This window comes from Mesobacillus selenatarsenatis SF-1 (assembly GCF_000813125.1).
Taxonomy (GTDB): domain Bacteria; phylum Bacillota; class Bacilli; order Bacillales; family Cytobacillaceae; genus Mesobacillus; species Mesobacillus selenatarsenatis.
The window spans coordinates 49,659-70,434 of sequence record NZ_BASE01000005.1; the positions used below are offsets into that span (position 1 = coordinate 49,659).

20 protein-coding genes and 1 other annotated feature are annotated in these 20,776 nt (G+C 43.7%); of the genes, 1 reads left to right on the forward strand and 19 read right to left on the reverse strand.

Annotated elements, in window-relative coordinates:
• Positions 1–55 precede the first annotated feature (55 nt).
• The 19 genes from TY49_RS01055 to TY49_RS01145 all read right to left on the reverse strand — a co-directional run bounded on the left by TY49_RS01055 (position 56) and on the right by TY49_RS01145 (position 19,725).
• Positions 56–268 (reverse strand): hypothetical protein, encoded by a 213-nt coding sequence (locus TY49_RS01055; RefSeq protein ID WP_041964052.1) that lies wholly within the window; start codon positions 266–268, stop codon positions 56–58.
• 1 nt (position 269) lies between these two features.
• Positions 270–1,937: an ATP-dependent protease LonB gene (gene lonB / locus TY49_RS01060; protein ID WP_041964053.1), complete on the reverse strand. Its 1,668-nt coding sequence runs from the start codon at positions 1,935–1,937 to the stop codon at positions 270–272.
• Between the two features lie 488 nt (positions 1,938–2,425).
• Positions 2,426–3,688: an ATP-dependent protease ATP-binding subunit ClpX gene (clpX, locus tag TY49_RS01065; RefSeq protein WP_041964054.1), complete on the reverse strand. Its 1,263-nt coding sequence runs from the start codon at positions 3,686–3,688 to the stop codon at positions 2,426–2,428.
• A gap of 354 nt (positions 3,689–4,042) precedes the next feature.
• Positions 4,043–4,228 (reverse strand): hypothetical protein, encoded by a 186-nt coding sequence (locus tag TY49_RS01070; protein ID WP_041964055.1) that lies wholly within the window; start codon positions 4,226–4,228, stop codon positions 4,043–4,045.
• 55 nt (positions 4,229–4,283) lie between these two features.
• A complete protein-coding gene (gene tig, locus TY49_RS01075; protein WP_041964056.1) occupies positions 4,284–5,573 on the reverse strand; it encodes a trigger factor in 1,290 nt (429 codons plus the stop codon).
• 157 nt (positions 5,574–5,730) lie between these two features.
• Entirely contained in the window at positions 5,731–6,753 is a 1,023-nt protein-coding gene (locus TY49_RS01080; RefSeq protein ID WP_041964057.1) for a tetratricopeptide repeat protein, read from the reverse strand.
• 142 nt (positions 6,754–6,895) lie between these two features.
• Positions 6,896–7,492, reverse strand: coding sequence for a 3-isopropylmalate dehydratase small subunit (gene leuD, locus TY49_RS01085; protein WP_041964058.1), 597 nt, complete (start codon positions 7,490–7,492; stop codon positions 6,896–6,898).
• 286 nt (positions 7,493–7,778) lie between these two features.
• Complete coding sequence (leuC, locus tag TY49_RS01090; protein ID WP_041964059.1) at positions 7,779–9,188, reverse strand: 3-isopropylmalate dehydratase large subunit; 1,410 nt, start codon at positions 9,186–9,188, stop codon at positions 7,779–7,781.
• 99 nt (positions 9,189–9,287) lie between these two features.
• Positions 9,288–10,400, reverse strand: a complete 1,113-nt coding sequence (gene leuB, locus TY49_RS01095; protein ID WP_041964060.1) for a 3-isopropylmalate dehydrogenase — start codon at positions 10,398–10,400, stop codon at positions 9,288–9,290.
• Between the two features lie 32 nt (positions 10,401–10,432).
• Complete coding sequence (locus tag TY49_RS01100; RefSeq protein WP_041964061.1) at positions 10,433–11,971, reverse strand: 2-isopropylmalate synthase; 1,539 nt, start codon at positions 11,969–11,971, stop codon at positions 10,433–10,435.
• On the reverse strand, positions 11,958–12,980 hold the full coding sequence (gene ilvC, locus TY49_RS01105; protein ID WP_041964062.1) for a ketol-acid reductoisomerase: 1,023 nt from the start codon (positions 12,978–12,980) through the stop codon (positions 11,958–11,960). The genes TY49_RS01100 and ilvC overlap by 14 nt, the downstream gene beginning before the upstream one ends.
• A 37-nt stretch (positions 12,981–13,017) precedes the next feature.
• The gene (gene ilvN, locus TY49_RS01110; protein ID WP_041964063.1) at positions 13,018–13,533 is read right to left on the reverse strand and encodes an acetolactate synthase small subunit; all 516 of its coding nucleotides are present in this window, start codon (positions 13,531–13,533) and stop codon (positions 13,018–13,020) included.
• Positions 13,530–15,239 carry an acetolactate synthase large subunit gene (gene ilvB / locus TY49_RS01115; protein ID WP_041964064.1) on the reverse strand — a complete coding sequence of 570 codons (1,710 nt, stop codon included), beginning with the start codon at positions 15,237–15,239 and terminating at the stop codon, positions 13,530–13,532. Before ilvB ends, ilvN begins: the two co-directional genes overlap by 4 nt.
• A 76-nt stretch (positions 15,240–15,315) precedes the next feature.
• Positions 15,316–15,568, reverse strand: a binding site (T-box leader).
• Positions 15,569–15,609: 41 nt separating this feature from the next.
• Positions 15,610–16,512 (reverse strand): branched-chain-amino-acid transaminase, encoded by a 903-nt coding sequence (gene ilvE, locus TY49_RS01120; protein ID WP_041964065.1) that lies wholly within the window; start codon positions 16,510–16,512, stop codon positions 15,610–15,612.
• Between the two features lie 683 nt (positions 16,513–17,195).
• Positions 17,196–17,348: a hypothetical protein gene (locus tag TY49_RS24460; protein ID WP_156972572.1), complete on the reverse strand. Its 153-nt coding sequence runs from the start codon at positions 17,346–17,348 to the stop codon at positions 17,196–17,198.
• A complete protein-coding gene (locus tag TY49_RS23740; RefSeq protein WP_052442035.1) occupies positions 17,348–17,854 on the reverse strand; it encodes an HNH endonuclease in 507 nt (168 codons plus the stop codon). Before TY49_RS23740 ends, TY49_RS24460 begins: the two co-directional genes overlap by 1 nt.
• Before the next feature lie 112 nt (positions 17,855–17,966).
• Positions 17,967–18,188, reverse strand: coding sequence for a hypothetical protein (locus TY49_RS01135; RefSeq protein WP_041964066.1), 222 nt, complete (start codon positions 18,186–18,188; stop codon positions 17,967–17,969).
• Positions 18,175–18,801, reverse strand: a complete 627-nt coding sequence (locus TY49_RS01140) for a hypothetical protein (protein ID WP_041964067.1) — start codon at positions 18,799–18,801, stop codon at positions 18,175–18,177. Before TY49_RS01140 ends, TY49_RS01135 begins: the two co-directional genes overlap by 14 nt.
• A gap of 207 nt (positions 18,802–19,008) precedes the next feature.
• On the reverse strand, positions 19,009–19,725 hold the full coding sequence (locus tag TY49_RS01145) for a hypothetical protein (protein WP_041964068.1): 717 nt from the start codon (positions 19,723–19,725) through the stop codon (positions 19,009–19,011).
• 128 nt (positions 19,726–19,853) lie between these two features.
• Here TY49_RS01145 and TY49_RS01150 point away from each other — a divergent pair, with 128 nt between their 5' ends.
• A complete protein-coding gene (locus TY49_RS01150; protein ID WP_041964069.1) occupies positions 19,854–20,540 on the forward strand; it encodes a hypothetical protein in 687 nt (228 codons plus the stop codon).
• Positions 20,541–20,776 lie beyond the last annotated feature (236 nt).

Genomic DNA, 20,776 nt, shown 5'->3' on the forward strand with positions numbered 1-20,776 from the left:
TCTAATAACAAGAGCAGTTAGCACCGTTTTGCCTCATTGATTAGTATCCTGATATTCATGTGAAAATATGTCCACATCTGAAGTTACTTTCAAAACCAAACATAAGCTTTTTTTTTGGGAAAATAGCAATTTCAGCCCGGGTACCTTCAATACACCCTCTTTCCTTTTTTAGGGAAAAATAAACCCCTTTTACTGTTTGGTTAACTTTAGGTGAAACAGCAGCAAAACAGCGTAAAAAAAGAACGCCGGCAAGCGTTCTCTTTATCATTCTAGCTCGTCTCTTTTGCCGTTAAGTCACTGGCAGCCTTGATGATTTGCTCCCTCGGATGATCTTTTTCAAGAGCAATTTCAAACACTTCATTCAGGTGTGTGACTGGAATGATTTCTATATCTGTGATTTCATTAAGGATGGTCTGCACATTTTCCTGCGGAATGATTACCTTTTTGGCACCTGCTTTTTTCGCTGCCTTCACTTTTGGATAGACACCGCCAATCGGCTTTACATTCCCATGGATGCTAATTTCTCCTGTCATTGCAACTGTATGGTCCATCGGGATTTTATAGATTGCTGAATAAATTCCCGTTGCCATTGCGATTCCGGCAGATGGACCATCGATTGGGGTACCGCCTGGGAAGTTGACATGGATGTCGAATTCATCAGCTGGAACACCCATCGATCTTAGAACAGTGATGACATTTTCAATTGAACCTCTTGCCATGCTCTTTCTGCGTATGGATTTTCCCTGTCCGCCGATGCTTTCTTCATCGACGATGCCAGTGATATTGATTGAGCCTTTATCCTTTGCTTTAATTACAGTAACTTCGATTTCAAGAAGCGCACCCGTATTGGGCCCATACACAGCCAATCCATTGACAAGACCGATTGCTGACTTTTCATTGATCCTTCTTTCCATCCTTGGTGTGAGCTGGCTCGAATGGACTACCCATTCAATTTCCTCTTCTTTAATGTAGGTTCGTTCGTCAGTAATTGCCAATCCTGCAGCTATCTGCACCATATTAACGGCTTCACGTCCATTTCGTGCATAATTTGACAAGATTTCAATCGCTTTTTCACTCATATTCAGTTCTACTTTTTCAGCTGCATTCCTTGCTACTTCAGAAATTTCCTCCTGTGATAGCTCACGGAAAAACACTTCCATGCATCTCGATCTGATTGCCGGAGGGATCTCGCTTGGAGTTCTCGTCGTCGCGCCTACAAGGCGGAAGTCTGCCGGGAGCCCATTTTTGAAGATGTCGTGGATATGGCTTGGGATTTGCGTATTTTCCTCATTATAATACGCACTCTCTAAAAATACTTTCCTGTCTTCCAGTACTTTTAAAAGCTTGTTCATCTGGATTGGGTGCAGCTCACCAATTTCATCAATGAATAAAACTCCTCCATGTGCATTGGTCACAGCACCCTGTTTCGGCTGAGGAATGCCGGCCTGTCCCATTGCACCTGCCCCTTGATAAATCGGATCATGAACGGAACCGATCAATGGGTCAGCAATTCCTCGCTCATCAAACCTGGCCGTTGTAGCATCCAGCTCAACAAATACTGAAGATTTTTTGAAGGGGGATTTTTGGTTTTGCTTCGCTTCTTCTAATACGAGCCTTGCCGCGGCAGTTTTTCCTACTCCCGGTGGCCCATAAATGATGACATGCTGCGGATTGGGTCCACATAACGCTGCTTTAAGTGCCTTGATTCCATCTTCCTGTCCGACAATATCCTTGAAGCTGGATGGCCTGACTTTTTCGGCAAGCGGTTCACTCAGGGAGACCGATCTCATCTTTCTTAACTGTTCCATTTCCTTTCGGGATTCCCGATCAATTGATACTTTTTGCGTCCGCTGATTCCTGAGTAAATTCCAGAAATACAGCCCGATGATGATTCCGAAAAACAGCTGTATAAACAAGGCGATTCCTGTCCAACTCAATTTACATTCCCTCCCGTAAGTTGATACTATTGGCTTTAACCTAGTATCTCCCTGAGAGTGTTGGAATAAACAATATTTTCAAGTGAATTTTTCCACCCGGAGAGACCTTAGTATGGCAGGATTAAAGAGTGTTTCGTCAAAATGAATATAGCATTTTCTGGTTCTGACAGCTTTTCTTCTTTTACCGGTGAACCTGTCTGAAGTTGCCCTTACTTCTGACAGCTTTTCCTCTAACAACACCAAACCTGTCCGAAGTTGCCCTTACTTCTGGCAGCTTTTCCTCTTTCAACACCAAACCTGTCCGAAGTTGCCCTTACTTCTGACAGCTTTTCCTCTTCCAACACCAAACCTGTCCGAAGTTGCCCTTACTTTTGACAGGTTCCCCGTATAGCACAAAACCCTCTGAAGTTAGATAGGAATATTGATTACAAAGAGAGAGCGGTTAAACTAAAAAAATACCCGGTGAATAATCACCGGGATTTTGTGTATTATGCTGAATTTCTTTCGTCTTTAAGGACTGTTCCGTCCTCTAGCACTAGCTTTGGCGGCATGTTGTTTTCGACTGTTTCCTTTGTGATGATACACTTTACGATATCTTCACGGGATGGAAGGTCGAACATGACATCCAACATGATGCCTTCGATGATTGAACGAAGTCCGCGGGCACCTGTCTTGCGTTCAATTGCCTTTTTGGCAATTTCAATGAGTGCACCGTCTTCAAATTCAAGCTCGACGTCATCTAGGTTTAGCATTTTTTGATACTGTTTTACAAGAGCGTTCTTCGGTTTTGTCAAGATTTCGACTAGCGCTTCTTCATCAAGCGGAGTCAGGCTGGCAATTACCGGAAGACGGCCGATGAATTCAGGGATTAACCCGAATTTAAGTAAATCTTCAGGTAGGACTTTTGACAACAATTCCTTCTTGTCTAAGTCTTCCTCTTTCTTTTCAGAGCCAAAGCCGATTACTTTCTGGCCGAGGCGACGCTTAATGATTTGCTCAATACCGTCGAATGCTCCGCCGCAAATGAACAGGATATTCGTCGTATCGATCTGGATGAATTCTTGGTGCGGATGCTTTCGTCCACCTTGTGGCGGTACACTTGCAACTGTTCCTTCAAGAATTTTCAGGAGCGCCTGCTGCACACCTTCACCGGAAACATCTCTAGTAATAGAAGGGTTTTCGGATTTTCTAGCGATCTTATCGATTTCATCGATATAAATGATTCCTTTTTCAGCCTTTTCTACATCGTAATCAGCTGATTGGATCAATTTCAAAAGGATGTTTTCAACATCTTCACCAACATAACCTGCTTCAGTCAGTGATGTTGCATCCGCGATTGCGAAAGGAACATTGAGAATACGGGCTAATGTTTGAGCAAGCAAAGTTTTACCGCTCCCTGTAGGCCCGATCATCGCAATATTACTTTTTGATAGTTCAACATCATCAATCTTGCTGTTTGAGTTGATACGCTTATAGTGATTGTAAACGGCTACAGATAAGTTCTTCTTAGCCTGGTCCTGACCAATTACATACTCATTAAGAATATCGCGGATTTCCAGTGGTTTAGGAACATCCTTAAACTCAACTTCTTCTTCAGTGCCAAGTTCTTCTTCAACGATTTCTGTGCATAATTCAATACACTCGTCACAGATATAGACGCCTGGCCCTGCTACCAATTTGCGGACTTGATCCTGCGTCTTGCCGCAGAAAGAACATTTAAGCTGTCCTTTTTCATCATTAAATTTGAACAATGCCTTCACCCCTTGAGAACTTCTAAACATATATAAAGCTGCGATTCATAAGCAAACGATAAGTTAAGTAACAGTTTTTTCTGCTGCTTTCGAGCAGGTATGTATTGCATTGTATCACATTTTGCCAGGTGACAGGAAATGATAACCCTCAGCCATTTCAGTTTCGCGCTTATGAATCGAAAAAATATGTACTAATTCATCTTTTCCATAAATCAAGCCGTTAAATCGACTTATATGAAATTGCTAAAAAAATTATGTATGTATATTGGTGTTAATTGTAGAAAACAAGGCACGATTTACTCGCGCCTTGTCTCTATATTATATACTAAGTATAAAATTCACTTTGAGAAATGTCTAGCTGCGGCTCCTAACTCCTCGAGACGCTTGTCTAGTGTTGCCTCCTAGAAACTCCGAAACTTCAACTCCGCCGGCAGAAGCAAAAAGCGCTTCTTTGTCGGAGTCTCCAGTTTCTGCGTTCCTGGACAGTCGGCTATACTTTTCTATTTCGGTCCTGCCAATGAAGTCAAAGAACGACTTCACTGGCAGGCCCTCCAGCGCTTGTCGGAGTTAAGCAGTCGCCTCCGCTTTTCTCTTATTATGCAACAGTCTTACTGTTTTCTACAAGGAAATCAACTGCTTTTTTCAATTGAAGGTCGCCTTTGATTCCGTCAAGGCTTCCGCCTAGTGCTGCTTGGATTTGGTCAGCAGTCATATTGTACATTTCAGACATCTTTTGAAGCTCTGCACTTACTTCTTCATCAGTAACTTCGATGTTTTCAGCTTTTGCGATTGCTTCAAGAGTAAGGTTCACACGTACGCGTGTAGCAGCTTCTTCTTTCATTTGTTCGCGAAGAGCAGCTTCGTCTTGACCTGAGAACTGGTAGTATAGGTCAAGGTTCATGCCTTGCATTTGCAAGCGTTGTTCGAACTCATTTACCATGCGGTCGATTTCAGTGTCGATCATGGATTCAGGAACTTCGATTTCAGCGTTAGCTGCTGCTTTTTCTACAACAGTGTCACGTTCGAAGTGTTCTTTTTGGTGTGCTTTGTCATGAGCAAGACGATCTTTGATCTTTGTCTTAAGCTCTTCTAAAGTTTCAACTTCTTCATCAGCATCTTTAGCGAACTCATCATCTAGAGCTGGAAGTTCTTTTCCTTTGATTTCGTGAACTTTCACTTTGAAAGTTGCAGGCTTACCAGCAAGTTCAGCTGCATGGTACTCTTCAGGGAAAGTAACCTCTACATCTTTTTCTTCGCCAGTAGCTAATCCAACTAGCTGTTCTTCAAAGCCTGGGATGAAAGAACCTGAACCAAGTTCAAGTGCGTAGTTTTCAGCTTTGCCGCCTTCGAAAGCTTCGCCATCAACGAATCCTTCGAAATCGATGACAACACTGTCGCCATTTTCAGCAGTGCCTTCTTCTTTAACAACAAGCTCAGCCTGCTTTTCCTGCATTGCTTTCAATTCGTTTTCTACTTCTTCATCTGATACGTTTGTGTCGAATGCTTCTACTTCAAGTCCTTTGTACTCGCCAAGCTTCACTTCAGGCTTAACTGTTACAGTTGCCTTGATGATCAAGCTCTTGCCCTTTTCGATTTGTTCTACATCGATTTCCGGGCGGTCAACTGGTTCGATTCCAGTTTCTTCGATTGCATTTGCATATGCTTCTGGAAGAAGGATATCAATTGCATCCTGATATAAAGACTCTACGCCGAAACGCTTTTCGAACATTTGGCGAGGCATTTTTCCTTTACGGAATCCTGGTACGTTAATTTGCTTAACGACTTTCTTGAATGCAGCGTCAAGACCTTGGTTGACCTTTTCTGCATCTAATTCAATTGTTAGAACCGTTTGGTTCCCTTCTCTTTTTTCTACCTTTGCAGACATACAGTTCCCTCCAACAATTATCTATTGTCATTTTCATTCGACGATGAATACCCTTGTTTACCAAGCAATATTCCAGATTAAATGTAAAATAGAATGATTTTTACATAATACAACCACTACATTATAACACAGGTTTATTTCGTTTCAACAGCTTGAACTATATTATCGGGTAAGAAATTTCTTCTAGCTTCCGGATAAAGTCCAGAACCTGTTCTGTCTCCTCAACCTGGCTGTCGTATATTCCAGCAAATGACTCTAGTTGATCTTCAAATCCATAATACTCATTAGCGATGAAATGGCAGGCAGCAGCCCAGGCCGAAACCTGCCCGATTGGCAGTTTAAATGGGTAGATCAGAAAGAAATAACGCTCGACCAACCTTTGGACGTTTTCGAATAAGACAGGATCGTCACTTTCAATCTCATCGCTTAATAGTTTGATCACACCACTGTTCTCAATAAAATCCCTCAGCTCCGGTAAATTTGCAGGATTGAACGATTCTGTCCAGCCAAATTTGAATACATGTAATTCTTCAGCATACTCTTGTTCTTTCAATATATTAAGCAGCATTGTTTTTAAGAAAGGATGGCCATCTTCTGACGCGACATACTCCATTATTTTTTTTATATAAGGTCTTATATTTACCTTAGCGAGGCCCGCAGCAACCATCACCTGGTCATTGGGGTTCTTATAGTCAAACAGATTAAGCTCATCCTCTTCAGGTTCCTCTTCAAACCTCTCAATGGGCCCGACTTCTGTTTCGCCATTAAGCATCTTCCTGGCAAATTCAAGCATGGTGATGAAATGCTCATGCTTGTCTGCTGGAATTTCCCGTTCTTCCAAAAGAGCTTCGATAGTCGTGACGACTTCATTATATTCATTCAACTGGACAAGAATCATTAAATACATGTCAATCACTTGTATGTAATCACCCAGCCCGCTCCGCAGCATCTCTGCCACGAGTTCCTTCGCCTGATTGGTATTGCCTGCCTCATAATTAGCAAGCACAAGGCCAACGTATACATCACTATTCTCAGGGTCATGTTCCAATGCCTGCTCGAGAAATTGAATCGCATCCCTGTACTTTTGCTGTTTCAAATAATCCAGGCCCTTTTCCAACAGACGCTTTTCCAGACCGGGAAACAGGACCACTTTATCCTTTTTTGATTCCCGTTTATCCATAAACATACCGCCTTACTTTTTCTATTGATTTCCGTTGAATGCACTTCGTGAGTTCAGCTTTTTTAGAAAGTTTAGCACGAATCCCTGAAAAAACAAAAAGATTCACAAGCAGTGCCTGTGAATCAATCATATTTTTTTAAAATTAGATTATTTTTTCTAAATGCTTTCCTTCAAATACTTTGATACTTCCTTCGAGCTGAAGGGTTAGTTCGATCTCATCCCAGCCATTGAGGAGCATATTATACCAATATGGAGTGATATCAAATTTGGCCTCGAATCCCTGGTCGTCATAAACTCTCTTCTCTTCTAGTGAAACGGTCAGTTCATATTCCTGCCCGCTTGCTTTCTTAAGCAAATATGAAACGTCTTTTTCTAGCAGAACAACCGGAAGGATTCCGTTTTTCAGACAATTCTGTTTAAAAATATCAGCAAATGACGGGGCGATTAAAACCTTGAACCCATAATCCAACAAAGCCCATGGCGCGTGCTCCCTGGATGAACCGCAGCCGAAATTTTCATTCGCTATTAAAATACTTGCCCCCTCGTTATCCGGGTCGTTGAGCTCAAAGTCGTCATTCAGCTCTCCGTTTGGTTTATAGCGCCAGTCGTAAAACAAGTACTGCCCAAAACCTGTTTTTTCGATTCTTTTCAGGAATTGCTTTGGAATGATCTGATCTGTGTCAACATTTGTCCGGTCCAAGGCAGCGACTTTTCCCTTCATTTCTGTAAAACTAGACATTTCAGGCTCCTTTCCTCGAAAAATATATTTTTGTAAAACTAAATTCAGCAGAATGGTAGTTATATAATTCCCCCCCAAAGCAAACTCTGCTTTTAGGTAGTGAAATGACCCGAAATATACCGGTTTCGGGTCATTTTTGCAGCTATATTTCTTGCTGGAAAAATTCTTCTCTTTCTCAACGAGGATATTTGCACGTAAAAACGGATAATTGCACCATTCATACGATTAATTGAACCAGAAGCTTAATTAATTGCACCTTCGTCATATATTTGGTAAAAAAGGTAAACTAAACGGTAATGCCAGCCATGGACCTGACATCTACAAAATGCCCATGAAGTGCCGCAGCAGCAGCCATTGCAGGACTGACTAGATGGGTACGCGCTCCGGCTCCCTGTCTGCCCTCAAAGTTGCGGTTTGAAGTGGAAGCACAATGTTCCCCGGCTGGCACTATGTCTGCATTCATACTCAGGCACATGCTGCAGCCGGATTCTCTCCATTCAAATCCCGCTTCTATAAATACCTGGGCAATGCCTTCTGCCTCGGCAGTTTTCTTGACCTGCTGAGAACCAGGCACAACAATTGCTTCGACTCCAGGAGCGACTTTTTTCCCTTTGATCACCTCGGAGGCTGCCCTGAGATCCTCAATCCTTGAATTCGTACAGGAGCCAATGAAGACCTTGGTTACATTAATATCTGTGATTGGCTGACCTTCCTCCAGCCCCATGTATGATAATGCCCTTTCTAGTGACTTCTTTTCTGTATCAGTATCACATTCATTTAGGTAAGGCACTCTGTCCGTGACCGGAGCAGTCATCGATGGGTTCGTGCCCCAGCTGACCATCGGCGATATGGCATCGCCTTCAATCTCGATGGAATGGTCATACACTGCATCTTCATCAGAAGAGAGCTGCTGCCATTCAAGTATTTTATCGAGGAAGGCGTCGCCCTGGGCAACATATTTCCTTCCATTCAAATAAGCGAAGGTTGTATCATCTGGGGCAACAAGGGAAGCCTTAGCCCCTCCTTCAATCGACATATTGCAAATTGTCATCCTTTCCTCCATCGACATTTTCCTGATGGCAGCACCGCAAAATTCGATGACGTAACCCGTACCGAAATTGACTCCATACTTACTGATAATGAATAGGATGAGATCTTTTGCGCTCACGCCTGGTGCCAGACAGTCTGTCACCTCGATTTTCAGGGTTTTTGGTTTCGTTTGCCAGAGTGTTTGAGTCGCGAGGACATGCTCAACCTCACTTGTGCCGATTCCGAATGCCAGTGCTCCGAAGGCACCGTGCGTCGAAGTGTGGCTGTCTCCGCACACAATGATCTTCCCTGGCTGTGTCAAGCCTAGCTCAGGTCCGATGACATGGACAATGCCCTGTTCAGGACTGTCCAGATCAGCCAATGGAATGCCGAATTCAAGGCAATTATCCCTTAAAGTATCCATCTGGTTTTTCGCAACAGGATCATTAATTTCACTCCGGTTGATCGTAGGCACATTGTGGTCCATCGTCGCAAATGTCAAATCCGGTCTCCGTACAGACCTTTTTTTCATCCTAAGTCCTGAAAAAGCCTGCGGCGAGGTTACCTCATGGACAAGATGAAGGTCGATATATACCAGGTCTGGTTTACCTTCTTCCCGATGCACAACATGCTTCTCCCAAATTTTTTCGATGATTGTTTTCCCCAATGGTACCCTCCCCTTTTTTATAAACACTTCTATCTCGCCTGCCTGGCTAAGTGTTAGTTTTTGAGATTTTCAAAACGGCCGATGAAATAGATTCAGACCTTATGCATAAGCACTCATGATATTCAGGATCGCTTCATTGTCCAACAGAGCGGCTTTGATTTCCTCAATCATTCCCTCAGTTGTTAAGAACGGTGTGCCAAACAAGGCAATGTCGCGGGTTCTGCTGCCAGCGTCCAGCACCTGTTCTACTGCATTCTCGATTGCCTCAGCTTCTTCTTCAAGGCCAAAGGACAGTCGCAGCATCATCGCAGCTGACAGGATCATCGCGATTGGATTAGCCGCGTTCATTCCAGCAATATCTGGTGCAGATCCATGGATTGGCTCATACAGATATGGCCCTGAAGCCGAAACGCTGGCTGATGGCAGCATGCCAAGCGAGCCGGTCAGCACGGATGCTTCATCGCTTAAAATATCACCAAACATATTCTCTGTGACGAGCACATCGAACTGGCGCGGATTCTTGATTAGCTGCATCGCCGCATTATCGACCAGCATATGGTTAAGTTGAACATCAGGATAGTCCTTCGCCACCTCTTCTGCTGTTTCGCGCCACATTCGGCTCGATTCCAGAACATTTGCTTTATCCACAGAAGTGACCTTGCCTTTTCTCATGGCAGCCAACTCAAATGCATAGCGGATGACTCTCTCAATCTCGTTTTTCTGGTAAAACAATGTATCTACTACAGAAGCTTCGCCTTTCTGGACACTTCTTTCACTCGGTTTCCCAAAGTAAAGCCCGCCGGTCAATTCCCTGACCACTACCATGTCAACACCTTCAACGACTTCCTTGCGAAGCGGTGAAATCCCGGAAATACTGGAGTAGTATTGAACCGGCCGGACATTCGCATATAACCCGAGCTCTTTTCGGATTTTCAACAAGCCTTTTTCGGGGCGAATATGTCCAGGCATCAGATCCCACTTAGGACCGCCCACAGCTCCTAACAGGACAGCATCACTAGCTTTACAGAGATTGAGTGTGCGCTCCGGGAGCGGGGTTCCGAATTCATCGATTGCTGCCCCGCCGATTTCTCCATAAGTAAAATGAAACTTATGGTTAAAAAGCTCAGCTACTGCCTGGAGGATTGTAACCGCCCCCCTGCTTACTTCTTTGCCTACGCCATCTCCTGGCAGGATTGCGATCCTTTTTTCCATTACATTCGCCTCCGATTTCTTAATGATATTTTTTAACCATTAACTGCTACTTTCTTTGTTTCTTCCATATATAGAACTCTATTGACTGCATTTAGGTAGGCTTTTGCTGAAGCCTCAAGGACATCCTGTGCAAGGCCTCTTCCACTCGTCTCGACGCCGCCAAAATCCAGCTTTACATATACCTGGGCCAGGGCATCCCTGCCGGCTCCAACAGATTGAATCCTGTAATCTAGCAAACTTGCTTTTTCTTTCATGCAATTTTCAAGCGTATTATATAAAGCTTCAATACTGCCAGAACCTGTGGACGCTTCCTGAATCTTTTCATTTTGGCAGCCATACAGGGTAACTGTCGCGGTAGGAACCTGGTTGGTCCCATATTGAACCTGAATGGAATCAAGACGATAATATTGCTGATCTTTTGACAGCTTCTCTTCCAGGATGATAGCCACAAGATCGTCATCCGTCATTTCCTTTTTCCTGTCTGCGAGTTCCTTGAAAACGGCGAATAACTTATTGATATCCTGATCAGGCACGGTCAGCCCGATTTCATTCAGCCTGTTGCGGAATGCGTGGCGACCAGAATGCTTTCCGAGAACCATCGAGTTATTCTGCAGCCCAACAAGTTCCGGTGAAATGATTTCGTAGGTAGTTTTTTCTTTCAAAACGCCATCCTGGTGGATTCCCGATTCATGGGCAAAAGCATTCCTTCCGACCACTGCTTTATTGGCCGGCACCGCCATACCAGTCAGCTTGCTGACAAGGCTGCTCGTTCTGCTAATCTCCTTAAGGTTCAATCCCGTTTCCGCCTGGTAAAAATCTTTGCGGATATGAAGCGCAACAGCAAATTCCTCAAGCGCCGCGTTTCCTGCCCTCTCACCTATCCCATTGATTGTTCCTTCAACCTGTGTGGCGCCTGCAGATACTGCTGCAAGTGAATTGGCGATGGACATTCCAAGGTCATCATGACAATGTGCTGAAAGGTCGACCTTACTAATAGAAGGAACATGCTCTCGCAAGTAAGTGAATATTTGGCCATACTCCTGCGGCGAAATATAACCGACAGTGTCAGGAATATTGATGACCTTTGCACCGGCTTTAATAACCTCTTCTACGATTTCAGCAAGGAAATCAAGCTCTGTCCGGCAGGCATCCTCTGCAGACCATTGAATGACAGGGAACTTGGCTGCCGCATATTTCACGGTTTTTACCGCCGTCTCAATAACTTCTTCTTTTGTCTGCTTTAGCTTGTGGACCCTGTGGATTGGTGAGGTGGCGATGAACAGGTGAAGCCTCGGCTCTGCGCCATGTCTCAATGCCTCCCATGCTGCATCGATATCTGTTAAAACCGATCTCGCCAGTCCTGTAACCGAACATCCTTTGATTTGGCGGGCAATTTCGGCTACTGATGCAAAGTCGCCTTTAGATGCGGCTGGGAACCCAGCTTCAATTATGTCAACATTCAGCCTCTCTAATTGCCTGGCAATCTCCAGCTTTTCGGAAAAATTAAGATTGACTCCTGCTGACTGCTCCCCATCCCTCAAAGTCGTATCAAAAATGTTAATTCTTCGCACTGGCAGCCACTTCTCTCTGCTTTTGTTTGTTGACAAACGGCATCATCTTTCTGAGTTCCCTCCCCACTTCTTCGATCTGGTGGGTGTTTTCTTTTTCATTTATTCTATTAAAGACCGGTCTGTTGTTTTCATTTTCCGCAATCCAGCCTTTGGCGAAAGTGCCTTCCTGGATGTCGGTCAGAACTCTTTTCATTTCCTCTTTTACCTGGTCATTTACCACTCTTGGCCCGCTGACAAAGTCGCCCCATTGAGCAGTGTCAGAAATCGAATAGCGCATTCCTTCGAGTCCGCCTTCATACATCAGGTCCACAATCAGCTTCAGCTCATGCATCGTTTCGAAATAAGCCAGTTCCGGCTGGTAGCCGGCCTCGACGAGTGTTTCAAAGCCTGCTTTCACGAGCGAGGTCAGCCCGCCGCATAACACAGCCTGTTCTCCGAATAGATCCGTTTCAGTTTCTTCTTTGAAGGTTGTTTCAAGCGCTCCCGCTCTCAACGCGCCAATCGCTTTCGCGTATGCCAGCGCAAGGTCTCTTGCCGTCCCTGACACATCCTGATGGATTGCGAACAGCGCTGGCACTCCTGCTCCTTCTTGATAAGTCCTTCTGACCAAATGGCCCGGCCCCTTTGGCGCGACAAGCAAGACATCACAGCTTTCCGGCGGAACAATCTGGTTAAAATGAACGTTAAAGCCGTGGGCGAACATGAGCGCCTGGCCTGTCAGTTGTGGTTCAATCTCATTTTTGTACACTGCGGTCTGTCTCTCATCAGGCAAAAGAATCATGACTACATCGGATGCCGCTACAGCTTCTGCAACTGTTTTAACCTCAAAGCCATCCTGTTCCGCTTTCTCCCATGACTTCCCTTGCCTTAAACCAACGACAACCTCAACCCCGCTGTCCCGGAGATTCTGCGCATGTGCATGGCCCTGTGAGCCATACCCCACAACTGCCACTCTCTTTCCGTTAAAATACGCCTCATTCGCATCACCGTTATAGTACATTTTCGCCATATTCTCTCTCCCTTTCTGAATGGAAATTTAGTTTATATTACACAAATGAAAACGATTTTTGCTGGCCGGTACGCTGGTTCCCCCTTGGGAATGCTGTCGTTCCGGTACGAGCCAATTCTCTGATTCCATATGGTTTTATTAGATCGATAAACGCTTCAATTTTTTCTGTTTCTCCTGTCAATTGGATAATGATGCTATCCTTGCTGACGTCAATCACCGATGCCCGGAATGGCTCAATGATCGAATAAATCTCTGCCCTGTTGTGGGGAAGGACGGGCACCTTCATGAGAATGAGCTCCCGGGCAACAATCGCCTGGTCACTGATATCCGCCACCTTAAGGACATCAATCTGCTTATTGAGCTGTTTCGTGATTTGTTCGACCATTCCGTCATTCTCCACATGGACAACACAGGTAATGCGCGAAACTCCCTCTTGCTCGGTCAGGCCTACCGAGATGCTTTCAATATTGTAGTTCCTCTTCGAAAATAAATTCGTGATCCTGTTAAGTACTCCCGGCCGGTTCAAGACCGTCATCGTTATGATCCTTTTCATTTTTTCACTCCCACCATTTCGTGGATTCCTTTTCCAGGTGCGATCATCGGGTAGACATTTTCGGCACCATCGACCCTGAAATCGAGCAGCACCGGCTCCTTGTCATGCAGGACCTCATTCAGGACCAAATGCGCTTCTGCTTCGGAGTTGATTTCAAACCCTCTGATACCATAGGCCTCGGCCAGTTTTACAAAAGATGGCTGGACCGGATTTTTACTGTGGGAATATCTTTCTTTGTAAAAAATCTCCTGCCATTGTCTGACCATTCCAAGCGCTTTGTTATTTAGAATAGCTATTTTGATCGGCAGCTTAAACTCTGCGATGACCGCCAGCTCCTGCGTTGACATCTGGAAGCCTCCATCTCCGAGAACGGCCACAACGCACGCTGTCGGATCTGCCAGCTGTGCTCCAATGCTTGCAGGAAGTCCAAATCCCATTGTTCCGAGTCCTCCTGAGGTCACCCATCGATCAGCCTGCTGGAGTTGATAATATTGTGCCGCCCACATTTGATGCTGGCCGACATCGGTCACGACAATTGCTTCACCCGCCGTTTTTTCATATAGAAGCTCCATTACTTTTTGTGGTTTTAGCACCTCGCTGTTTTCGTAATGATAAGGAAAGTCCTTCTTCCAGGCTGCGAGTGTTTCTTTCCATTCTTCCTGTTGAGGTGGACTTGCTCCCACCCTGAGCAATTGTCTTAATGCCTCTCCAGCATCTCCGACGACCGGAATTTGAGTTGGCACATTTTTACCGATTTCAGCCGGGTCGATATCTATATGGGCAACAGTTGCTTTTGGGGCGAAATGTTTTAAGTTTCCGGTCAGCCGGTCATCAAATCGTGCTCCGATATTGATCAGCAGGTCACAATTATAAAGCGCCATGTTCGCTGCATAGCAGCCATGCATCCCAGCCATTCCAAGGAACAGTTCATGGTTGGCCGGAAAGCCTCCCAACCCCAATAATGTGTGGACAACATGAAGGTTTTGCTGTTCTGCGAATTCTTTTAACACGCTCGACGCCTTCGCGTGGAGGATACCTGCCCCTGCAAGAATGACCGGCCTTTTTGCCCTGCTTACTGCTTCGGATAGTTTTCTTACCTGAAGGAAATTCGGCTCCGTAGTTGGCTGGTAACCAGGAAGATAGATTTCCTCCTCAACTGGTTCTGCCGATACACCTGCTGCCAGGTCTTTTGGGAAATCGATGACGACTGGACCTGGCCTTCCGCTTGTCGCAATATAAAAGGCTTCCTTGATGATCCGCGGTATGTCTTTAATATCTCTGATCTGATAGTTGTACTTCGTGATAGGAGTAGTGATTCCAAGAATGTCGGCCTCCTGGAAGGCATCTGTACCGATTACCCCAGTCGCAACCTGGCCTGTGAAGACGACTAGTGGCAAGGAGTCCATCATCGCATCCGCAATGCCGGTGATGATATTGGTCGCTCCCGGTCCAGATGTAGCGATTACCACACCCGGTTTCCCGCTGATCCTCGCGTATCCTTCCGCTGCATGGATCCCTCCCTGTTCATGCCTTGGCAGAACATGAAGTATTTTAGAATCATAGAGTTTGTCGTAAATCGGAAGGACTGCTCCTCCCGGGTAGCCAAAAATGACTTCGACATTTTCCTTTTCCAGCGCACTAATCAGTAAATCCGCACCGGTTACTTCACTCGTATTAGCCTTTGTTTCCTTCAAGGCAGCTTCCATTTATCGAACCTCCCACTGTACTATTTTTTCAAAATAAAAAAGCCCATCCATCTCCATATGCCTAAGGTTGCCCAGGCAAAGGGATGGAATAGGCTTTATCTCCTTTTTCCACGGTACCACCCTTATTCACGCATGATGCGTGCACTCGTGACAGCTCAGCTGCCGGTTTTGATAACAAGTGCCATGCACTCGACCAGTTTTACTAGGATTCCTTTCAAACTGGCGCTCCAGGGTGAGTTCATTTAATGCGGCATCACCGGTTTCCAGCACCCCCGGCTCTCTGTGCATGCTGATCGCATTAAATTACTTGTCCCTGTCCTCGCTTTTATCCTTATTCAATTAGATATTGAAAGTTTACGAAAAGAGGCTTTTAACTTACTTGATGAGCTTTTTCCGGATAGACCTGGATTCCATCTGCAACGACTCTTGCCCTGAATTCACGCAGGATATTTTGTGTATGCTGTCCCGGTATTCCATCGCCGATGACTCTTCCATCCACTTTAACAACTGCGATTACTTCTGCTGCTGTCCCTGTAAGAAATACTTCATCGGCTGTGTATACATCATGGCGGGTAAATGGTTCCTCCTTGACCTCATACCCAAGATTTTTCGCGATTTCAATTACCGCATTTCTGGTGATTCCTTCAAGTGCTCCAACATATCCTGGCGGTGTGAGAAATTCATTTCCCCTGACGATAAAAATATTATCCGCTGACCCTTCGGCAACATAGCCCTGGTCATTAAGCATGAGCGCCTCACTTACATTTGCCAGATGTGCTTCGATTTTCACAAGAACATTATTTAAATAATTCAATGATTTTACTTTTGGACTTAATACATCCGGACGATTTCTTCTGGTCGCAACAGTGACAATTTCCAGTCCGCATTCATACAATTCTCTTGGAAAAATAGAGAGCGGCTCAACAATGATGACGACATTCACTTTCGGGCACTTATAGGGATCCAGCCCCAGGTCCCCGACACCTCTGGAAACGACAATGCGGATATAAGCATCTCTGAGTTGATTCCGTTCCACTGTTTCAACAACAAGGCCGGTGAACTCCTCCTTAGAGTGTGGCATGTTCAGCATGATGGACTTAGCTGACCGGTAAAGTCGGTCCATATGTTCTTCCATCCTGAAAATATTGCCGCTGTATACCCGTATCCCTTCAAAAATACCGTCTCCGTATAGAAATCCATGATCATATACCGAAACCTTAGCATTTTCCTTGGTGACAAATTCACCGTTTAAGTAGATCCACTGATCGGGCACAATAAACACTCCTTTAACAAATAGACGCTTTAAATTATTAAATTAAAAGGTTAAAAAAATACAGTTTTACATCATCTAAAAAATTAATATAAAACCCTGATTCACTCGAGAGGCTTTCAACTTGTTTTTTTATTTGAGGATTATCTTACGCCCAATTTCCATACTCGTCAACACCCTTTTTCTAAATTATTTGATAATTTAGATTAGTTAGTTAATTTGTATCCGCTTACATTGTTGATATATTCACATTTGTAAAAAATAAAATTTTTTTATTGAACTTCAGTTTCCTAGCGGATAGGAACGAGAGGACATAAAAAAAACTCACCTTTCAAAAAGGTGAGTTAAAGTATGTAGTTTAAATGGCGTCCCAGGAGAGATTCGAACTCCCGACCGCACGCTTAGAAGGCGAAAACTAACGCTTCCTATAAACGCTGATGTAACGGTCATTGAACGGCATTTAAATCGTCAATATGTAACGGTCATTTGCCGAACTTTCGACCGATTTCATTATAGCACGCTTATTCAGATGAAGAAAGTGTTATTTTATCAAGCATATAGCCGCATTTAGTCCTAAATTTTGCTACAAGATAAAAAAGAAACGTAAGCTTTTGGCCTACGTCTTCTCATTGTTATCTAGGTCGATATCTGTAGGCATTTTTACGCCTGGCAACCGCTACTCCACGCTAATTACGGTCTGTGTTCGTTCTTTCTGCGTACTCTTCGAGAATCGTAAATTCTTCTTTAGTCGTGCGTTTATTGATGGTCTTGTAGATTCTATGCCTGATTGCTTCTGCCTGTATCTGTAGCTCTTCGAATGTTAGTTCTTTAGGATTCATTATCGTTTTTCCCCTTCGTTTACTTTCGTCCATGATTTATGATTTACGATTCTATTTACTGTCGTTTGTTGGATTCCGTACTCTTTCGCTAGTTCTGCCTGTGTTACGTCACCTTTCGAATATTTGGCTCTAATTTCCCTTACGATAACTTCGCTTCTTGCGCCTTTGCTCGGCTTCCATAAGCCCGTTTCCCTTGCGTGCCGTAGGTTTTCGGCTGCTGTTACGGTTTCTATGTTTGCGAGCCTATTGTCGGTCTTGTTACCGTTTATGTGATTCACTTGCTTGTTGATAATTTCTAGCCCTGCGAAAAAAGCTACTAGCTCGTGAACAGTGTAAAATCCATGTTTCCCGTTGTGGTGCAAATTGACGTAGTGATATCCGTTTGTTACAAGAATCGGCTTAAGCGGCTTATTCCTAGCCCCGATTATCGTCCCTGCTTCTACGTCTACCTTGTATTGCGCATTGTCTACTAGTTCCAGTAATCGTAAATATCTCCTTGCGTTCATGTCTAACGATCCCCCGTTGATTTTTTTTGTCTCCCGACGTTCCTATAGGCGCAGGCTACGAGCACTTTTGGTATCAAAAAAAGAGCAACGCCGTTAAGCGCTACTCTAGGTCTTACTCTTCGTGTTGCTCTTCGGTGTCGTGTTCGTTCTCTTCTAGCTTAGCTACTTCTACGTGCTTCTTCGCTACTGCGTATAGCGTTAAGTTATCTGTGCTAGAGTTCATCGCAGCCTTTTGCTTAATCGCTTCTAGTTCGCTAGCCGTAATACTTTCGCCACTCCGTAGCTTTTTCTTGATTCCTTCGACTTGTAGCCGTAGTTTCTTATATCCGCTCATTAGTTAATCGCTCCTTTACGCTGTTCGGCACTTCTCCACGTTGTAGCGTCTGTATGTCGCAGCTCGTTACGCAAACTTTCTCGATTGCCTGCTGTGTCCGGAATCCTACACTGTAAGGGATAGTGTAACCGCCATAACGGGGATTGATTGTATTAAAAGCTTTCCTTGCTTCGTCTTCGAAAAACTTAATACGACGCTGAATTTCGATAAACTGCACAAGATACTCGATTTTAAGCTTTTCGAGCTTCTTGACTTCTGGATCGATGTGTTCATTCTGAAACTTCGTTTGATACTCCTTTAGCCCGTTCTCTAAGTCTTCTAGCGTGATTGAGCCGCTATTAATCGCCCGTGCTGCTTTTTGCATTTCTCGAGCGTGTTCTAAATTGGCAATAGCTGCCGATTGCTCTTTCTTAATCTTAGCTAGCTCCTTTCGATTGTCTGCGCCTTCTGCTACAGCTTTCTTAATTGCTTCGTTGTAGCGGTATTCTAGCCCCTTAACTTCTAACTCTGCTACGGTAACCTTCTCCGCATATTCCTGCTGCACTTGTAAGCCCTGCTGCTTCTCTTCGTTGTACTTCTCGAATAGTTCGTATCTTGGTAGTTTGTTTGTCATTTCTCTTAGCTCCCCTTTTATTTTGTTAAGGCGTTCTCGCCTTACACAACCATAGGCGCTGTTACTTTTAAGCTTTGGTATTAAAAGATTATTTTTTAAAAAATTTGTGCGAAGTCTATCTGAGCTAACGAATTAAATAACGTATTGGAACGGGAAAAAAGCTCTAAGAGAAGGCGTAGAAGTAAAAGGAAAGGTTATGATAGTCGATTAATTTTTATTATCGAATGCAGCTAATTTAATCTTAAGCCTTTTAAATAACCTCGTTACTTCCTGATGATGTTTGAGCCCTAACGCACTGGAAAGTTCCACTTTAGATAAGTCGGGATTATCGTACTTAGTTCGCAATAGTTTGCGCTCCTGCTCCGTTAAAGTCGGTACGGCTAGAATCTGAGCAACTAGTAAGCTATTAACAGAGCTGCCCTCTACGTCCGTCTGCGTGTCTGGAATATAATCGGCAGCTTCTTCTTTTAATCGCCGAACTTTAAGCTCGAAAGCGCCTTGCTGCGTCCTTGTCCGATTCCTTGTAAGGTCGATTCCTCTTCGCTTAATTACGAGTAATAGCGTCTCGTAGAAGTAGAACTCGCCGAAGTGATTATAGTTATCGCATAGCTTCCATGCTTCCTCAAAAAAGATACTCTCGGAGTCTGCTGCGCTTAGGCGGCTATTGTTCCATTGTTTGCCCGCTTCTTTCGCCCGCCACTTAATCGAATGACTTAGCTGCTTTAAGAGCGTTTCTAAGCGTTGTTCTTTTTTCGCAGTATCTAGCTCTAAGGCATAACGCTCCCATAACTTTTCGATTTGTAGAACGTAATCTATAGAGGGACGATTTTTGTATCGCCGCTTTAGCCCCTCTAGCTTTGTTTCAGTTTTCGACTTGGTATTTTCTTTCTCGTTAATATTGACTGGACTAAATATTTTTGTCATGCGTCTACCCCCTTTAAAAAGATAGGCGCGGATAGTAAACTTTATTGGATAAATATATTAAAAATCTCTTATTCTCTATTGTTAAAAACATATATAATTGGAATAGGTAATTTTTAGGGGGAATAGAATTGAGAAAGATTTTGTTGGCAATCATTACATTAGGTGTTCTATATTTTATAGGGGGCTTCGTTGCTGTAAAGTTAAATTGGATTAGTAGTAATACTTACAATTCGTATGCAACTATCGTTGGTGGAGTTGCAACATTATGCGGGTTAATAACATTTGCCTTACCGAAGTTAACACCAAAAGACTTAGAAATACTAGAAATACAAAGCCTCGAAAGAGTTACAAAAATTGCTGAGGATTTAAATTCAAAAAAAAGCGAACTTAACTTAAAAGAGACTGAGTTAAGCAAACTGGATAAACAAAAAAAGGAAATGGAAATTCTAGTAATAAAGGCAAGTACAAGTTTATTTTTACAGGATCAAATTAAAAGAAATGAGAGCAGAGTACTCAACTTAATTAATCAGAATAAAGAAATCATTCGTTTACTCGAAGAAATAAAACTTAACAAAGAAAAGCTTGCTGCACTAGACGAAGAGATTAAGAATAGTGAACAAGTAGAATTATTGGAAGAGATTATTGAAAAGGCAAGAAGGAATGATAATAAAAATAATCAATCTATAGTTATTGGTGGGTTGTACCCTTTAGAAATACCTTTAAATCTATTCACCAATGTAGCAGGGAATTTTAGTGCTACTCTTAGAAAAAAAGAAGAAGGTAATAACCTTTTACGGCGTACGTTAGTCTGTTAACAAGAACTAATGTTTACGCTTTTTTTATTTCTTATCTACCGAGTCTGATTACGTACACGGAATTTAAAAGGTACAATTGCAGGTATAATTTATAGGGGGCTTGGGGGCGTGTAAAATTGCCCCTTATAGCCCCGTGTAAGATTAAAGCTGCGCTCAATGATTCTTCTATGGTGTTTCCCCACATTACTTAACGATTCAATGCGAGTCTTCTTGCTCTTCTCTGAGCGATTGAATAC

Coding starts and splice junctions, on each gene's coding strand:
- ilvC (WP_041964062.1), bottom strand. CDS start 12,980: ATGGCGAAAATGTACTATAACGGTGATGCGAATGAGGCGTATTTTAAC.
- TY49_RS01140 (WP_041964067.1), bottom strand. CDS start 18,801: ATGACAAACAAACTACCAAGATACGAACTATTCGAGAAGTACAACGAA.
- TY49_RS01055 (WP_041964052.1), bottom strand. CDS start 268: ATGATAAAGAGAACGCTTGCCGGCGTTCTTTTTTTACGCTGTTTTGCT.
- ilvB (WP_041964064.1), bottom strand. CDS start 15,239: ATGGAAGCTGCCTTGAAGGAAACAAAGGCTAATACGAGTGAAGTAACC.
- TY49_RS01080 (WP_041964057.1), bottom strand. CDS start 6,753: ATGGATAAACGGGAATCAAAAAAGGATAAAGTGGTCCTGTTTCCCGGT.
- TY49_RS01145 (WP_041964068.1), bottom strand. CDS start 19,725: ATGACAAAAATATTTAGTCCAGTCAATATTAACGAGAAAGAAAATACC.
- TY49_RS24460 (WP_156972572.1), bottom strand. CDS start 17,348: ATGAATCCTAAAGAACTAACATTCGAAGAGCTACAGATACAGGCAGAA.
- leuD (WP_041964058.1), bottom strand. CDS start 7,492: ATGTCTAGTTTTACAGAAATGAAGGGAAAAGTCGCTGCCTTGGACCGG.
- TY49_RS01135 (WP_041964066.1), bottom strand. CDS start 18,188: ATGAGCGGATATAAGAAACTACGGCTACAAGTCGAAGGAATCAAGAAA.
- ilvN (WP_041964063.1), bottom strand. CDS start 13,533: ATGAAAAGGATCATAACGATGACGGTCTTGAACCGGCCGGGAGTACTT.
- leuB (WP_041964060.1), bottom strand. CDS start 10,400: ATGGAAAAAAGGATCGCAATCCTGCCAGGAGATGGCGTAGGCAAAGAA.
- tig (WP_041964056.1), bottom strand. CDS start 5,573: ATGTCTGCAAAGGTAGAAAAAAGAGAAGGGAACCAAACGGTTCTAACA.
- TY49_RS23740 (WP_052442035.1), bottom strand. CDS start 17,854: ATGAACGCAAGGAGATATTTACGATTACTGGAACTAGTAGACAATGCG.